The organism is candidate division KSB1 bacterium, from assembly GCA_034506255.1.
Classification (GTDB): Bacteria; Zhuqueibacterota; Zhuqueibacteria; order Zhuqueibacterales; family Zhuqueibacteraceae; genus Coneutiohabitans; species Coneutiohabitans thermophilus.
On the sequence record JAPDPX010000012.1, the window covers coordinates 1 to 16,138 of the forward strand.

The following is a 16,138-nucleotide window of genomic DNA, read 5'->3' on the forward strand; positions in this document are numbered from 1 at the left end:
ATCGTTGTAGCCGTCATAACCGTCGATCTGAAGATAGCCGCGGAAATTTTTGAGCAGCTCATTGGGCCCGGCACGATCGCGGCCGGGACGATAATCAAAGAGCACCAGCCTGGCGAGGGGATCGTAATAAACCCAGAGATAACCCAAATGTGTTTTGCCGGCCTTGGTGCGATCCAAAACCGGAATCGGCGTTTCATCCGCCATGAGATAAGAAGACTGCTGGATCAGCCGGCGCTGAGTGTCATACAAAGGCACAAACCATTGGCAACTGCCCGCAACCCAACCATCCATGGTGGCGCCGGAAATCTCAACACCCTGACGGCGAAATTGCTGGCGCTGGCGATAGAGCGGCAGATGATCGACGAACTTGTTGATGAGGATGTGCGCCAACAGCCCCGGGCCGGCAATGCCTTTTTCAATCGGACGGCTGGGCAGCTTGGCAACGACGATCCCGTCACCTTCGGGGCGGGCGTATTTGGGGCGGATATAACGCTTGACGTAAAGCTCGCCCGGTTTATACTCCAGCTCTTCGGTGATCTCTTCGCCGATCTTTTTGAGCGTGCGGGTGTCTTCCGGCGGGGCGATGACGATTTCTTCGCGGCGGAGATGAGCGGGCAAAGGATTGCGGCTGGGGAGTTTGACCGGGGAAGTTTTCTTCTGGCGGCGTGTGTAGGTGATGGTCGTGGTGGCAACCGGAGCAGCCGGCTGGCGATCGTCATGCAGCGCGATCTCGAGCTGCTGATCGTTGGCAGCAGGAATGAAGCGCTCGCGCTTTTGGCCGAAGAGCAGGCGCTTGAGTTGTGCGAGCTCCTCTTTTACACGTTGATATTCAATAAAAAGCTCTTCGTATGTGAGTGTGCGCGCGGTTTCTGTCATGCTCAAATATAAGCACAAAGTGTGCGAAAACCTCGAACTTTTTTCATGCCAAACTTTTTTTTCGGAGAAAAAAATAAAAATTACTGCTCAAGCGAGGGCTGGCCACGCTGATAACGGCGACGGCGTTTGACCGAAGCAAGATCGATGCCTTCCAGGATCAACATCAACTCGTCGTAGCGCAGCTCCAGAGAGGTGTGGCTGGCGAAATTGTCGGGCAGTTGAAAGGTGCCCTGCTCCAGGCGTTTGTAGAAGAGCCAGAAGCCGGTGCGATCCCACAGGAGAAGCTTCATGCGATCGCGCCGGCGGTTGAGAAAGATATAGACTTCCCCGCTCATGGGGTCACGCGCCAAAATGGAAGTGACGATCCCGGACAAGCCGTCGAAGCTCTTGCGCATATCGGTGGCTTGGGAATAGAGATAAAATCTCAGGCCGGGAGAGAGTGCGATCATGGCTCTACTCCGGCGGCGCACAACAGGCGGGTGAGCAATTGCACAGCGATGTCGCCCGAGAAATGGACCAACACGCCGTTGGGAAACTCCAGGGTGCAGGACGCGGCGCGGTGGGCGGTCGGCTCAAGCTGGAGCGGAACGAAGCCGGGGGCGGCAGGGCGCAAATTGGGGGCCTGGCTTTCAGCGGCGCGGTACTTTCGCAGCCAGGTGAGAAACGTGGGGTAAGCCAGTTTTTCCCGCTGGCAGAATTGCTTCTGAGTCAGACCGCTGGCGAGATACTTTTTGATGAGGGCAAGACGCGCCGCGGGACACACCCGCCGTCTGCGAGACCACATGGGACTCCTCCTGGTGAATTTTGCGCAAAGATACGCAGCGATTCACCAAGAGGAAAGATGCGGTTCACCGAGGGGATACTGCAAAACGAATGGTTTTCGGAAGACAAACAATGAGGCACCGAAAATGACAAGGCCATCCCGGCGGGATGGCCTTGGGTCGCGCGGGGCTTTGCCCATCGCAACAGGAACACCACTGTTCTCACCCGTCCGGTCACGCGCTATGCCCTCTGCGCGCGGCAACAGCGGAGAGAGAAACAACTCAGAAGCGATACGACATGCGGCCGTAATAGTAGCGGCCGTTAAAACCGAAGGGGGAAATACTGTTGTAAATCAGGATGCCATTGAAGTTGTTGGCCGGGATGTTTTGCTCGGGGTACACGTCAAAGACATTGTTGGCGCCGACTCCGACGGTGAATTTTCCCCAGAAATTGTAGGAGACCTCGGCATCGGTGATCCACTTGGCATCAAATGTCTGGTCGTTCGCGGGGTTGACATTGCGCGAGGTGACTTCACCGAAGCGGATGGTGCGCGCCATCACGCCCAGGCTGCCCAGGCTGTAGTTCGCCATCAAATTGATGTTGTCCTTGGGCTGGCCTTCTTCGATGCGGCCACGCTCCACCCGGCCGAACAGGGTTTCTTCGAAGCCTTGCAGTTGTGGCGGAGTGGGTGCCACGCGGGTGACTTCGGTTTCATTCTTGTTGAAGGCGCCGGTCAACCGCAGGGTGCTGCGGCCGAACTGAAAGGCATAACGCACGATGACATCGACGCCCTGGGTTCTGGTATCGATGGCGTTGGTGAAGAAGCGGCCGCCGCTGGCACCGAATGGCCGCAGCAGATCAGCGATGCGTGTGCCGGTGAAATTCTCCGAGAACACGATGCGATCATCGATGGTGATGCGGTAAAAATCCGCGGTGACGGAAAGGTTCGTAATCGGATCCAGCGTGAAGCCGGCGCTTATGTTCACCGACTTCTCCGGTTTCAGCGGTTCGGCACCCAGCGCCTTGGCTTGCGGGCTTTCCACCGGGAAGGTCTTCACTTCAAACGGCACACCGTTGATGAAGTTGGTGGCGGTGGAGGAGAAATACGACTGGCCGAGCGAAGGCGCGCGGAAACCGGTACTCACCGCGCCGCGCAGGGCAAAGTTTTCCACCGGCTCGAAACGCAGCGCCAGCTTGCCGTTGGTGGTCGAGCCGAAATCGCTGTAATTCTCATAGCGAGCGGCGGCGCTGAGCGTCACCCGGGCAGAGGGGCTGTGCTCGGCATCGAGATAAACCGCCACGTTGTTACGCGATTTATTGGTGGCATCGGAAGGCCGGAAACCGGGGAAGACCTGCGCACCAACGGCCGCGAGTCTGCCGGCATTGGGGCCGTCCAAAATCGGCACCTTGCCGTCGATATAGGAGGCCTCCTCTCCGGCCTCGATTTGGTAGTTGTCGTAGCGGAATTCCGCGCCCATCGCCAAATTGATGGGAGCGCTCCATCCCACGTCGAGCTGGCGGGAGAGATCCAGTGTGCTCGTGCTTTGCTGAAAGATGAGCGTGCCGGCATAGAATTCCGTGGGACTGGCTGTTCCCATCGAGACATTGTTGCTGTTTTTCACTTCGAAGCGGAAGGAGTTGCGCCCAAACACGGTGGCCAAATCCCACAGCCAGCCGCCCATCGTGCCGCGCAGCCCCGCGCTCAGCGAGGCATCGTACACGGTGGAGTGAATTTCCGGCAGAAAACCATTGGGGTGAATGGCACGCACGGTACGGTCATCCAGGGCGCGACGATAGAAGCCGGTGGCCTCACCGCGGCGGCGCGAAAAACCGCCGAAGGAATAGAAGGTCACTTTGGGTGAAAGCGGCAGCGAAGCATTCATGAACAGCAGCCCGTCGCGCGTATCAGCATCGCCGTGGCGATGATTGATGCGGTTGGTGAGTGTGGGATCGTTGTTGCGCGGATCGCCGCTGAAATATTGCTGCCGCCTGTCCGGCTGCGAACGATTGGTGAGGCCGTGATCACGGAATTCCCCGCTGAGATGCAGAAAACCACTGCTGCCGAGCTGAAAACCATAGTTGGCCCCGGCTTGCACCGTCTCGCCATCGTTCTCACTCGTCTGTCCCACCGTGCTGGCAAAGCTCGCCTGCTGGTCGGATTTGAGGATGATGTTGATCACTCCGGCAATGGCATCGGAGCCATATTGCGCCGCCGCGCCGTCGCGCAAAACTTCGATGCGCTCAATCGCACCGGCGGGGATCGCGTTGAGATCCGTGCTGGTGGTGCCGCGCCCGATGGTGCCATTGACATGGACCAGGGCGGTGGTGTGCCGCCGCTTGCCGTTGACCAGCACCAGAACCTGATCGGGTCCCAAACCGCGCAAGGTGGCGGGCCGGACGTGATCCGTGCCGTCCGCGATCGAGGGCCGCGGGAAGTTGAAGGACGGCACCAGCATCTGAATGATCTGGCTGGTTTCGGTCAAACCTGTTTGCCGAATTTCCGTGGCGGTCAGCACGTCAATCGGCACCGGCGATTCCACCACCGTGCGGTCGGCCTGCCGCGTACCGGTCACCACCACCTCACCCAGGCCGATCAGGTTCTCCTGCAAGGCCAGGTTTTTGGTGACCGTCTCACCTGCTGCCACAGTCACTTTTTCGCGCAGGCGGTTGTAGCCGATGAAACTCACTTGCAATTCATAACTGCCGGGAGTAATCCTGATGCGAAAGGTGCCGTCCGGCCGGGTGGTGGCACCCAATTGCGTACCCAGCACAACCACGTTGGCACCGGGCAGGGGTTGTCCACTGCGGGCATCGGTGATCGTGCCCATGATCGTGCCCGCCTCCTGGGCTGCCAGAGGGGACGAAAGCAGTGCCAGCACACTCAACAACACCAAAATTATTCCGGTCCACTTCCGCCGGGGTGACACACGCCTCAGCCAGGTGTTGCCATAACGTCGATTCATACGACCTCCCTTCCATGAATGGATCCAGTGAATTGAGGATGTTTGTGGCCGTACGAGGAACTTTGGGTGGGCAGCAATCAGCAAAAATGACCGGAAATTGTCAAGAGGATTTTACATCGCGATGGCAAGCGGGGTGGCAGGCGGGAAATGCGGTGGCAGCATTCCGGCTGGTGGCAGGCGCTATTACCCCTGCCAGGGCTGCGCCACCCGTCGATTGGCGGGGCTCAGCCTGTTGGTGATCTATTTTGATCAATACCCGTCAATCACCGTGCGGCGCAAGGCAATCACAACAGTTACGGCTCCGGCATTTTGTCGAAAAACATTGTGTCGTGCATGTCCGCGCAAGATCGCAGCACGAGAACGAAAACATGCGCATCCATGATTCGCAACCGTGTCTGAAAATGCCGGTGATGGCGCGCCTGCTTTGCAGCCGGGGCGCGGCCGGCAAAGTGGGCGGTCATGGGCACGGTTCCGACCCGGGCGATGCGATTCATGCTCTCATTCACCGGAGAAGGGTCGGAAACAAAACCGTCGGGTGCACGGCAGCATTCAAAAGTGATAAACGATCGTCCATGCCGTTTCCTGTTGGGGCGGCACGGTGCGCTGGTAAAATGGTTCGAAGGAGAATGTCCGCTCATTCGCCCACAGGGCGAGATCAGAAAGCGGGAAATTGCCGGTCACGCGCAGCTCACCACACAAATCATGTGCCTGGCGCGCGTTGAGTGGTTTGCCGTTGAGGGTTTCGAATTTTACATAGCAGCCTTCCGGCCAGTTGTATTCGGGATTCATCACAATGAAGCCGTCCGCCTCCAGGCGGAAACCGGGATTCTCCGGCAAAGTTGTGAGCCCGGCAAGCTGGCAGCAGCGTCCGGCGTCCACCAATGGGAAAAAGGGATGGGCAAACCAGCGAAACGGCAGTGGTGTATTGCCGGTGTTGTACAGCAGCGTGCTGGAGCTGAGGCTCTTGTTCTCGAGCCGGACCTCCCGCACCAGGCGAAACGACCACTGTTTGAAGGTCTGCACCGTGGTCATGCGCAGGCTGGTGCCGGTTTGCTCGACCTGCCAATCCGCATACGCGACGGTTTGAGCATTGGTGAAAAGATGATAAGGGAGCTCCGGCCTGATTTTGTCAACCAGGCCGACACCAATAATGAGTTTGCGGTCCTCCAGCTCGCGTTCTTCATTGTAAAGGGTGAATTGAAACACCTCCGGCAGGCCCTGGCCGCCGGTGCCAGTGGGCGCAGGTGAAGGATACTCGGGACCACTGAGTAATGGCCGCCCCCGGTGATCTTTGACTTGAAAGACATAACCGCCCACGCAATAGCGCGGGCCCAGGCGTGCCCGGTCGGCAACCGGGTCGAGGAGATCGACAGTAAGCTGTGCGTTGTGAAGCTGGTACATGCGAGAATTACCCTGTTTGTTTTTTGTCAGATTGCTCCGGCGTGGCCGCGCACCGCAAAACGGCGCCGGTGCGGGGAGTGTGCTGCTTCCGGCGTCACGGCTGACAGGTTCGAGCGCAAGGCAGCGGTGACAGCCGCGGGCTTTGATTGGGGTGCTTCAATACGGCGCCAGCTCATAGGCGCGGTCGTAAGCCGCTTCGATCACCGCCGGGTCCGTGTCATTCTGAAACATGTGGGAGCCGGAGAAGATGAAACCGCCATCGTCTTTGAGCATGGCGAAAACGCGCTGCACCTCGCAGCGGATCTCTTCGACATTCATCACGGGCAGCGCGGTGATCGTATCCAGTCCGCCCATGAGGCAGACCTTTTTTCCGAAAAAATCACGCACGTGCCGGGGTGACATGCCGGCCGACTCCTGCACAGGATGCAGGCCGGACACCCCGAGCGCAAGGATGCCGTCCAAAATTTGCGTGACATCGCCGTCACTGTGCAACAGCACCGGCACCTGAAAATCCCGCGCACGCTCCACGATGAGTTTCGTTGCCGGATAAACCATGTCCCACCACATGGCTGGACTGAAGAGCATGGTTCTTTGCTGGCCCCAATCATCGGAGAGCTCGATGACATCCACGCCCGCCTTGATCGCGGTTTCCACACAGTCGGCCGTCCAGGCCGCCAGCTTGAAGAAAAGACGCTTCGACTTTTCCGGCTCCAGCGCCATGTTCAACAGGGCTTGTTCCGTGCCGGGCAATCCGTCCCGTTCGAACAGGAATTGCGACAGCTCGAACACGCCCCAGGCGTGACAGAAAACAGCGAGCTGCTGTTCATGAGCCGCGAGCGCCTGCTGCACGGTGACTGCGAGGATTTCGTCACAGGGCGTGCTGAGAATGGCAGGCGACTGCGGGTCATCCGGCTCAAGCTCCAGATAACGGTCGAGGTCCATGATTTCGGCATGGCGCGCCGGGCCGCCAAACGGGAAGCGCGGCAGCACGCCGGTGGCGATATCGATATGATAACGCTCCATGAAGGCCGCCAGACTGCCGTGACGGCTGCGCATGCGCATCTGGACTTCCGGATTCCAGCCGGCAAAGACATTCAAGGGCACGCGATCGGGCTTTTCGCCGGCGAACACGGCGCGGATGCGTTCACGGGAAGTCATTTTCATCCTCCGGTTCGTGCGAGCAATGCTTTGACACACTCGACGGCGGTGACTGCATCCCGGGCGTAGCCGTCGGCGCCGATCTCGTCGGCGAAGCGCTGGGAAACCGGGGCGCCACCGATCACAATCTTCACCTTGGTGCGCAATTGTGCGGCGGCGACGGCCGCGATGGTTTTCTTCATCTGCAGCATGGTGGTGGTGAGCATGGCGGACATGCCGACCACTCCGGGTGAATGGGTTTGAATCGCGTCCACGAATTTTTCCGGCGGGGTGTTCACGCCCAGATCGACAACCTCAAAGCCGGCACCGCGCAGCATGATGCCGACCAGGTTTTTGCCGATGTCGTGCATGTCACCCTTCACTGTGCCGAGCACAACCCGGCCGAGCGGTGCAACGCCGCTGCGAAGCAGATGCGGCTGGAGGATTGCCATGGCCGCCTTCATCACGCTGGCGGATTGCAACACCTCGGGCAGATACATCTCGTTGCGGCGCATTTTCTCACCCACCAGCGCCATACCGGCAATCAGACCTTCATTCAGGATGATTTGCGGGGAGACGCCCTGCGCCAGCAACTTTTTGGTCAGTTCGCACACCGGCGTGACGCTGCCTTCCTGCAGCAGCACGACGATTTTTGCGAGATCACTGGTTGCCTCCATAACACGGAACTCCTGAACAATTCAAAACCGGGGCATGGCACCGCCTTCCGGGATTTTATTGCGGGCGGGCGGGGTAGTGGCCGCGCCGGTCAAACATAGCGACCGTAAGTTTTGGCGACTTCGACGAGTGCGAACAGGTTCTCATCGGGCGTGTCACGCCCGCATTGATCGCCGGTGGCGAGAATGTAACCGCCGCCGGCTGCGGCAGCATCGATGCACGCCCGGGCCTCGCGCTCGACCTCGGCCACCGTGCCGTGGTGCATGGTTTCAAAGGTGTTGACATTTCCCTTCAAACAAAGCTTGTCGCCGAATTTTCTTTTCGCTTCGGCAAGATCGACATCGCCGCCCGGCGGCCGTTCCAGCGGCTCCATGACGTTGACGTCGGTTTCGTGATAATTGATTTCGATGATCAGCCGCGAGCGTCCGCAGGTGTGCTGGTGGCAGATGACGCCCGCCTGCCGGCATTTGCCGGCGATGCGCTGAATGACGGGCAAATCATACTGGCGATAGATCGCCGGGGAGCTGAGGCTGAGCGACGAGGAGGAGCCGTTGATCAAAATCTCATCGGGCCGGCCGGGCAGCACGCGATCGAGCATGCGATCGACAAAATCGCAGTAATACTCGTGCACCTGGCGCATCAGGTCCGGCTGTTCATAAAAATCGCGCAACGCCTGCAGCGCACCGCCCTCCCGCACCCACACCCAGAATCCCATGAAAGTTTCCAGACCGGGGCCATGGATGCCCAGCTCGCCGATCTTGTCGCGATTCCTGCAGGGATCAACGAACGGGCGTTGTTCCATGTACCAGCGCAGTTTGGGAAAATCCTGCGCGATATCCTTGATCATCCCGCTCATCTGCCAGGGCGGATCGGCGCGCGGATAGCACACGACTTCCGTGAGCCGGCCAAAGGGTGTATCCAGCCAGCGCTCCACCTGCAACCCGTCTTCCGAGGATTGCAGGATGCGTCGCGGCCACTTGGGCGCTTCATACATGGTGAGATTGTCGTAGATGTACCAGCCGTCGATGCCGAAATATTTCACCGCCTGAAGATAGGCTTCGTCGAGCGGCGGGTCTTCATGGAGATAGATCTCCCAGAAGGGTTTGCCCAGCAGGCGGCACGGCACCATGTTGGAAATGTCGGGCATGACCGGCACGTGATCAGGGATTTGCCGGCGCATGGCCGCAAGAATGCGCTGGCGCGGGGTCAGCGCGGTTGGGACAGGAGGCATGTTTTCCAGTCTCTTGGTTTTGGTGAGTGTGCGCTTGCAACCGGCGCTTCCAATTGCTGCCCGCCAAACCGGATCAGCCATCGCCCAATGTCACTAACTTTTCAACCTGAATTTTGCACCCGGATTGGCCTCCTCCGCGAGAAACGCCGCTTTGATGGTGACGACCGACCACCCAAGGGGTGGTGCATAAAAAAAATTTGCAGGCCAACGTGCTGTCACCTCCGGTAGGCGTGAACTGTTTTTAGTGAAACTGCTTTTTGCATTTCCCCAAACTCCGTCAGGAGGCCCTGCTCAAAAAACCGCGCCCGCTCACGAGAAATTCTACAGGCCCATCCTGACGGAGTTTAAAGACAGGCAAGCTTCCCATGTCTGCAAACAGTTCACTCCTTCCAGAGTTTTATGAACAAGCTGTTTCTTCCGGGCAACAGCAAGTCAATATGCAAAATTCAGGTTGTATCCAAAACTGCTGCCCATACAGGAGGTCCAACGACCGGCCTGCTTGAAAGAACGCGACTGCCGCCCGGGGTTCTTATTGAACTGGAACGCCAAACCAAAGAAAGCAGGCATACCACGAATGAGGAAAAATTGCAACGCATGATTGCACGCAAAAGCATGAAGAACACAAAGAAATCCTGCGCGTGCTTGGCGGCTTGGCGGTTGACAGATTTGGTTGCGGCCTGAAAGCCGCGCTGCGCCTGCACGGTTCAATTTTGCCTTACCAGCTCGAGCATCACGCTCCCGCCCCATTTGCCGCGCCAGGCATCGGGCAAAGTCCCGCCGCGCTGCGGAGTGAAACCCTTTTCTTTGAATGCTTCCAGTCTGATCACCAATTCACCCGGCGGAGGGGAAACCCGGGGTGTCACCACCGCGATACTGGCGCGGCGGCCATCCGCGGAAACGTGCACCTGCAACGAGAGCGTTCCCCATTCCGTGGGAGCCTCCGGCAGCGCGATCGTGGCATTGGAAGACAGCCACGCCGGCGGGACACCTGCAAGCAGTTCGATCTCCCGTCCGCGCTCCAGCACCAACAGATGGCGCACCAAGCCGAGGAAGAACGCACTGGCGCTGGCATTCGAGACATCGCCGGAAGTGCGGCGGCCAACCTCGCGGGGATGCTGTTCCTCCACCCAGGTTGCCAGCGGCGAGGCATGATTGGCGATGGCGTAGAGCGCCGCCACCGCGCGTGCGCGATTCCCGCACCACAAATGTGCGAGGCCACGCAGGGCGTCAAAGAAAGGCCAAAGTCCGTTCTGCAGCCAGCCGGTGTTTACGGTCAGGCCTTGTTTGAGGCTGTCGTCGAGCACGGCCAGGGTGCCGGCGAGCAATTCCCCGTCACATGCCAGGAAGCCACCGCGAAAGGCGGCCTCCAATGGCGCCCACTGGCCGCGCTGCGGCACCTCGGATTGGGTCGTGTCGGCGATGCGCACGGGCAAATACCAATGGCCGTGCGGGTCACGGCGCTTGTCGCGCTCATAGGCACGGCGAAAGGAGGCCATGAAATCATCAAAAAACGCCTGCCATCTTCGCGCTCCGGCCTCCTCCCCCAGCCAGCGGGCGGCGGCGACCGCCGTGTGCGTTGCAATCAATGACCAGTAGACGCTGCTGTATTCGGCATTGATGCCGGCGATGCCGCCGTCCGTGAAGCCTGGTGGCATCAGGCCGAAATACGAAGCGCCGGAGTCTGCCAGGGTTTGTGCACGGGTGCGTGCAATCCATTCCAGGCCGCGTGTGACCGCGGGCCAGTGTGCGCGCAGCCAGCCGGCGTCATTGGCCAGGCGGCTGTAGCGGCAGATGAGGTAAATCAGCAGCGGCGTTTCGCGATGCATGGCATGCGGCGCCATCACCCGCACCTGGCCATCGCTGCCCTGAAAACGCATGACATTTTCCACCACGGCGCGGGCAGCCGCGAGATCGCCCAGAAAAGCTGCGGCTTCGATGGCGTAGACCACATCGTGCATCCACAAGCCACGATACACCGAAGGCCCGGGTTGAAACTGCAACCGGCCATCCACCATCTCGCGCATCTGATAGAGATTGCGAATGCTGGCATCCAGCACGTATTGCAGCCCGTCATCAGGCAGGCGGATGCGATCATAAGGCAGGCCGGCCTGCTGCTGCCAAAATTGGCGGCTGCGCTGCAGTTCCGCGTGCAAATCAGGAACGTGTGTGATGCCCGCCGCACCGCGCCGGCCGTGCACCACAATCACTTCCACCTGGCGGGTGCCGCGCGGCAGTGCCAGGCGCCAGCCGCCTTTCGTTTGAGTGGCGCGCCGGGCAGCCGGTCTGCTCAGCAAATAAGGCCGGCCCTCCCACAGCAACCTGCCGTTTGCCGCATCAAATGCCAGCTCGCGGTTGGTTTGTATGATGATTTCCGGGGTGACGGTGTCACTGTTGAAAGTGGCGAGCATGGCATCTAGACGGGGCGCGGGCGCAGCCGTTTCATATTCCAGACCACAGGGATGGTAAATCTCCGCCTGCGCCGACAGCTCACCGCGCAAAACGGCTTCGGCGGAAACAGCGGCGTCTGCCGGGAAGATCCAAAAGCCGTTGAGAAAGACATTGGGATCCGGACTGGTGAGCGCGGCGTGCACTGCCAGCGTCAAAACACCGTCGCGGTTTTCATCCCTGCCATCAAACAGCAAAACGTGCGGTTGATTGCGCTCACCGGCGGCGAGCGGATCAAAAAGACGCGGGGCGGTGCCCTCCACGTGCAATTCCAAAATGCGCATGCCGGGCCGGGGCTTGTATGGCTCGCACAGGCCAAGCGCCACCTTTTTGGCGCTGCCGGCTGCCACCGGGACGCAATATTGAATCGGACGATTCACCCCCCAGGCGGCGTTGCGAAATGCCGGATCATGAAGGCCCGCCGGCGTGGTCCAGCCAATGACACCATTGCGGCCATTCCGCCGTTGCACACCCTGCTCCTCACGCGCTGGTTCCACCGGCCACCGCGCCGGCACCAGGGCGAAGCTTTGCACCTGTACGCGAATGTCTCCGGCCGCCAGTTCGGTTTGCGCAATTGCAATGCGCGGATGCTCCCATTGTTGTTTGATCACGGACAGTTCCCGGCCGGCAACGCCGAGGCCGATGGTGGTGAGCGGCCGGGCGTAGGGGCCGGGGCCAAAATCGCAGGCCAGTTCGCCTTTTTCGTTGATCAGGCTCTTCTGCCAGTCATCGGGCAGGCACAGAGCACTGAGATGCGTAAAGGGCGCATGGCGAAAATCGACGAACAGTTCCTGCGATTCTGAGGGGACGGCCAAAAGCAGGGGCAGAATGGCAAGAGTTGCCGGGAATGAAATGTTCCACATTGCAGGATTCCACGAAATTGCCGCTTCCAACCTGCGGGCAGACAGCATGCTCCATGCTGCCAACTTCCGAAAAGGCAGGTCAATGGCGGGCAAAACAATTCAAAAGCGATAATAGAAACAAGAGCGCAGATATAAACAGCGCACTCTGCTGGAGCCGCTTCTTGCTGGCGCTGCCTCGAGAGGAGAGGCAGGACAGCCGGCAGTTCCGCTCGGGACGCCCTGTTCATGGCACGACAGCGATCCAACCCTCAATATCAAAATCAACCTGCATAATTCTCCCGCGAAAGCAGAACGCTCGCGGAAAAAGCCATTTCGCGGGAGAAAAAGTGGCCGCAGCGTTCTCCCAATTGATCGCAACGGGTCATTCCTTACGCCGGCCATACCGTTCCAGCGCGGTGGCCAGCACGCCAAATTGATCGGTCAGCAGGCCTTCATATCCGCAGGGCCGGTCATCCCCAAAACGCCAATCCACCCCGCTTTTGTTGCCGCCGAACACCAGGCCGCGGGCCAGACCTTCACACAAACGGCAGAGCAGTTCTTCGGCTTCGGCGTTCATGCCGACCCAATAAAGCGCATTGACGAAATGTCTGGCCTGTGCCATGGTGCGGCCGCCGTTTTGATAATAACCGTGCGGATACCCCTGCATGATGTCGGCAAGATCAGCATCGGGAATATGCCAGAGATTGCCCGGCAATCCCAGGAGCGGATCCGGCATGGCCACGCGCCTGGTCTCCTGCCATAATCGCTTCATAATGGCGCGCGCTTCGTCAAAATCCAGCAGACCGCAGCTCACCGCGGCACCATTGACGAAGAGAAAGGCATAATCATGCAGTTTGTTTTCCGCGCACCGCCAGCCTGCCAGCCAGCCGGTTTCCGGGTTGAAGAACGTGGGGCGATAGTTTCTGCGCAACTCGGCTGCCCAATCGGCCAGCCCCGCGCTGAGATCGGCGGCCCCCAGGCCGGGGAGAACCTCCGCGAGCACCCGCAAGGCACGATAGAGAATGGCATTCGAAAAGGCGTCCTTCCAGCCGAAGGAAACAACATCGAACCAGCATGTGCTCCATTGGCCGGTGCCACTCACGCCGGTGCGAAAGCGGCTCTCGATCAGGCCGTCGCCGTCAAGATCACGGCGCTGCATTTTCTCCAATTGTCGGCGAATCGCTTCGCGATATTCGCGCAGCCAGGCCGCCGTGCCGGAGTGCTGCAGATATTCCCCGAGTCCCAGCAAACAGGCCGCGCCGGTGAGCAGGTATTCATCCTCGGCTTCATGAAAAACACCGTGCTGCAGGATGTTGCCGCTGGTATAGCCCTGGCCGCCTTCGAGCCAGCGTTCGAGTGAATCGCGCAGCAAATCCACGGCGTGCAGATTGGGCAGCAGCCTGCCCATGCGCGTGGTGATCGCCGACCAGTTGTCCATGCAAATCGGGCAGTGCATGGAGGCGCCATTGTTGCTGAAGGTTGCGGTGTCAGGACGGTAGGTGAGCGCGGTGAAGCCGCATTTTTGCAGCGCGGCAGCGACCGGCGCGGGTGTGCCGGCAGCAAGCGCGACCGCGGGCCGCGCCAGTGTGAATTCCAGTTCACACTCGAATTTTCCAGCAGGCAGAAAATAGTATCCTTCCGGCCGGGGGATCTCGCCGAGCTTCAGTTCGCCGGTGGTCAGATCGAGCGGGCGAAAAGCATCGCTGCGCCAAAGCGCGTGGTTGTTGCTGGCGGTGATGCGCAGCGTGCCGAAACGCGGAGCGTGCAGCAGCACGGGCAACTCCAGCAAACCGGTTTCGCCACAGCGTGTGATGCTGCCGAGAACATGCGCCGGGGAAACGGTCGGCCGCAAACTGATGAGCCAGGCACTGCTGTACCAGGCGGATACCTCGTGTGTCGCGGTGCGCGAGGCGCGCAGCAGCAGGCGGTCTTCTTCGATTTGCCAGTGCAAGTGATACTGCTGCCCGGCTTCCGGCAGCGCCAGTTCATACTCGACGCGATTGCCCTGCACGCGCGTGACGCCCTGCACTTCATAACGCAGCGTGGGCGCGGCCAGCGGCCGGGAAGCGAGCGGATGCAGCATCACACCTTGCGGAAAACTCCCCGCCTGCTGAAAGAGAAGGTTTGGCGAAGTGCGGCCGCTGCCCTCTTCATCGAGGCCAAGGTGGGAAAAGCCGGCGCGATTCAGCCAGAAACCGATTTCCAGGAAACGGGTGCGATAGCGAATTTCACCATCGTGGCACGCTGCGGTCACGCCGCGCGGCAAACCCGCCAGGGAAACGGCTTCGGTGACAAGCACCTGTTCGCGCCGCGGCGCCAGGCCGGCAAGCATTTCGCCCTCGAGCAGGAACGCGCCGGAGACCAGATTCCACGAGGGCCACCAGTTGTCGATGCCGCAGCGCCGGACTTCGAGAATCACCGCGGAAGTGATCACGCCGTCGAGGTCGAACCACCGCACTTCATCGGGCGCCGGTGCGGGCAGATCGTTGACCGCCAACTGCACGTGCCAGCGGCCCTCCTGCCAGACCAGCACGCGAAACGCCATCACCCAATCGAGATCCTGAAAGCTGCCGCATTTGTGATAGCCCTGCGCCGGCCGCACGCCCAGGCGTTGCAGTTTGGCCGGACCGTGGCACTGCAGGATGCGGGCATGAATGATGCGGCGGCGGGGGGCCTGTTCCTCGCCCGCCAGCGGTGTGGCCCACAACGCACGGCAGAACGACAACCGCGGATGCGAAAACAAATCACCCATGGGCGGCGTGTGATCCGCCGCCTGCAACAAATCCCTCATCATGAAATTCACCCTCGCTGTCATCCCTCAAGAGAGATAACCATAATGCCGCAGCAACTCCAATGCGCCCGGCTCACGTTCGAGCGCGGCGATGGCCGCCGCATGTTTTGCCTCCTGCCAGCGACCGATGGAATGGTCGTTCATCGGCCGGGCGGGATTGAACCAGGCGATGCTTTCCTTCACCCGCGCGGTTTCCGGATAGCGCAGGAAGGCGTCGGTGAAATCTTCTTCGAGGAACCGGCAAATGCGGCGCATGGTGGATTCATAATCGCGCACCAGCTCTTCATAGCGCACAGTGAGCACCTGCGGGTGTTGCTCCCAGCGGCGGCCGGCGGAGACATCCATCACCCAGCGATGCGGGGTCACCCAATAGCGCGTGGGATCGTTGGGATGCACCGAGGTCACCACATCGCGGCCGTCGCGCACAATATGAAGCAGGCGCACGCCCCTGCCGAAATGCTGCAGGATGCGGCCGAAATAGATCACATTGCGCGGCGTTTTCTCGCACCAGCGCGTGCAGGATGGGGGAATCGCGTGTTCCAACAAATAGCCGTAGATTCTCCCGAGATCAAAGGGCGCGTCGGGATCCGGTGTTTTATTGTAGAGACCGTCGGCACCATAGCCGTCGCGGCACAGCGCCGTGGTCTCGACGGCGATGGCGAAGATATGCGGATGGCAGGAAAGGATCGACAACAGCAGGGTCGTCCCCGAGCGGCCGCAGCCACCGATCACGACGGGCCGGCGGCTGAGCTGGCGGATGCGGCGCGCCAGCGGCCACGGCGCCCGGCGGTAAAGCGCCAGCGTGGCACGCCAGTTGGCGAGCTGCCAGGCCGGATATTTCAATAACGGTCGCAAAAAAGGAGCATCCAATACTGTCGGTCTCATCAATACAAATCAGCCTTGGAAATCCTCGCGCAGCGTCGGTCGCAGGGTTCACAGGGCTGCACGTGCCCACTGCCCGCACTGTTGTCTGGCCCTGCGCCGGCCCTCGCAAACAATTCCGACTCATGTGACT

The 16,138-nt window shown here is 60.1% G+C and carries 12 protein-coding genes; 1 reads left to right on the forward strand and 11 read right to left on the reverse strand.

Annotated features, from left to right (window positions below):
• The 8 genes from ONB52_20355 to ONB52_20390 all read right to left on the reverse strand — a co-directional run.
• Positions 1-876 (reverse strand): IS66 family transposase (locus ONB52_20355; protein MDZ7418484.1); only part of this gene is annotated, 876 nt, incomplete at its 3' end.
• A gap of 80 nt (positions 877-956) precedes the next feature.
• The gene (gene tnpB / locus ONB52_20360) at positions 957-1,325 is read right to left on the reverse strand and encodes an IS66 family insertion sequence element accessory protein TnpB (GenBank protein MDZ7418485.1); all 369 of its coding nucleotides are present in this window, start codon (positions 1,323-1,325) and stop codon (positions 957-959) included.
• On the reverse strand, positions 1,322-1,660 hold the full coding sequence (locus ONB52_20365) for a transposase (GenBank protein MDZ7418486.1): 339 nt from the start codon (positions 1,658-1,660) through the stop codon (positions 1,322-1,324). Before ONB52_20365 ends, tnpB begins: the two co-directional genes overlap by 4 nt.
• Before the next feature lie 259 nt (positions 1,661-1,919).
• The gene (locus tag ONB52_20370) at positions 1,920-4,601 is read right to left on the reverse strand and encodes a TonB-dependent receptor (GenBank protein MDZ7418487.1); all 2,682 of its coding nucleotides are present in this window, start codon (positions 4,599-4,601) and stop codon (positions 1,920-1,922) included.
• 549 nt (positions 4,602-5,150) lie between these two features.
• Positions 5,151-6,002: a hypothetical protein gene (locus tag ONB52_20375; protein ID MDZ7418488.1), complete on the reverse strand. Its 852-nt coding sequence runs from the start codon at positions 6,000-6,002 to the stop codon at positions 5,151-5,153.
• Between the two features lie 156 nt (positions 6,003-6,158).
• Positions 6,159-7,160 carry a uroporphyrinogen decarboxylase family protein gene (locus ONB52_20380; protein MDZ7418489.1) on the reverse strand — a complete coding sequence of 334 codons (1,002 nt, stop codon included), beginning with the start codon at positions 7,158-7,160 and terminating at the stop codon, positions 6,159-6,161.
• Positions 7,161-7,162: 2 nt separating this feature from the next.
• Complete coding sequence (locus ONB52_20385; GenBank protein ID MDZ7418490.1) at positions 7,163-7,816, reverse strand: corrinoid protein; 654 nt, start codon at positions 7,814-7,816, stop codon at positions 7,163-7,165.
• Between the two features lie 89 nt (positions 7,817-7,905).
• Entirely contained in the window at positions 7,906-9,045 is a 1,140-nt protein-coding gene (locus ONB52_20390; GenBank protein MDZ7418491.1) for a hypothetical protein, read from the reverse strand.
• Positions 9,046-9,444: 399 nt separating this feature from the next.
• On the opposite strand from ONB52_20390, the gene ONB52_20395 reads away from it, so the two are divergent.
• Positions 9,445-9,726: a hypothetical protein gene (locus ONB52_20395; protein ID MDZ7418492.1), complete on the forward strand. Its 282-nt coding sequence runs from the start codon at positions 9,445-9,447 to the stop codon at positions 9,724-9,726.
• Between the two features lie 23 nt (positions 9,727-9,749).
• Here ONB52_20395 and ONB52_20400 read toward each other — a convergent pair whose 3' ends face one another.
• The 3 genes from ONB52_20400 to ONB52_20410 all read right to left on the reverse strand — a co-directional run bounded on the left by ONB52_20400 (position 9,750) and on the right by ONB52_20410 (position 15,978).
• Positions 9,750-12,353, reverse strand: coding sequence for a hypothetical protein (locus ONB52_20400; GenBank protein ID MDZ7418493.1), 2,604 nt, complete (start codon positions 12,351-12,353; stop codon positions 9,750-9,752).
• Between the two features lie 361 nt (positions 12,354-12,714).
• Positions 12,715-15,126, reverse strand: coding sequence for a hypothetical protein (locus ONB52_20405; protein MDZ7418494.1), 2,412 nt, complete (start codon positions 15,124-15,126; stop codon positions 12,715-12,717).
• 24 nt (positions 15,127-15,150) lie between these two features.
• On the reverse strand, positions 15,151-15,978 hold the full coding sequence (locus ONB52_20410) for a sulfotransferase (protein MDZ7418495.1): 828 nt from the start codon (positions 15,976-15,978) through the stop codon (positions 15,151-15,153).
• Positions 15,979-16,138 lie beyond the last annotated feature (160 nt).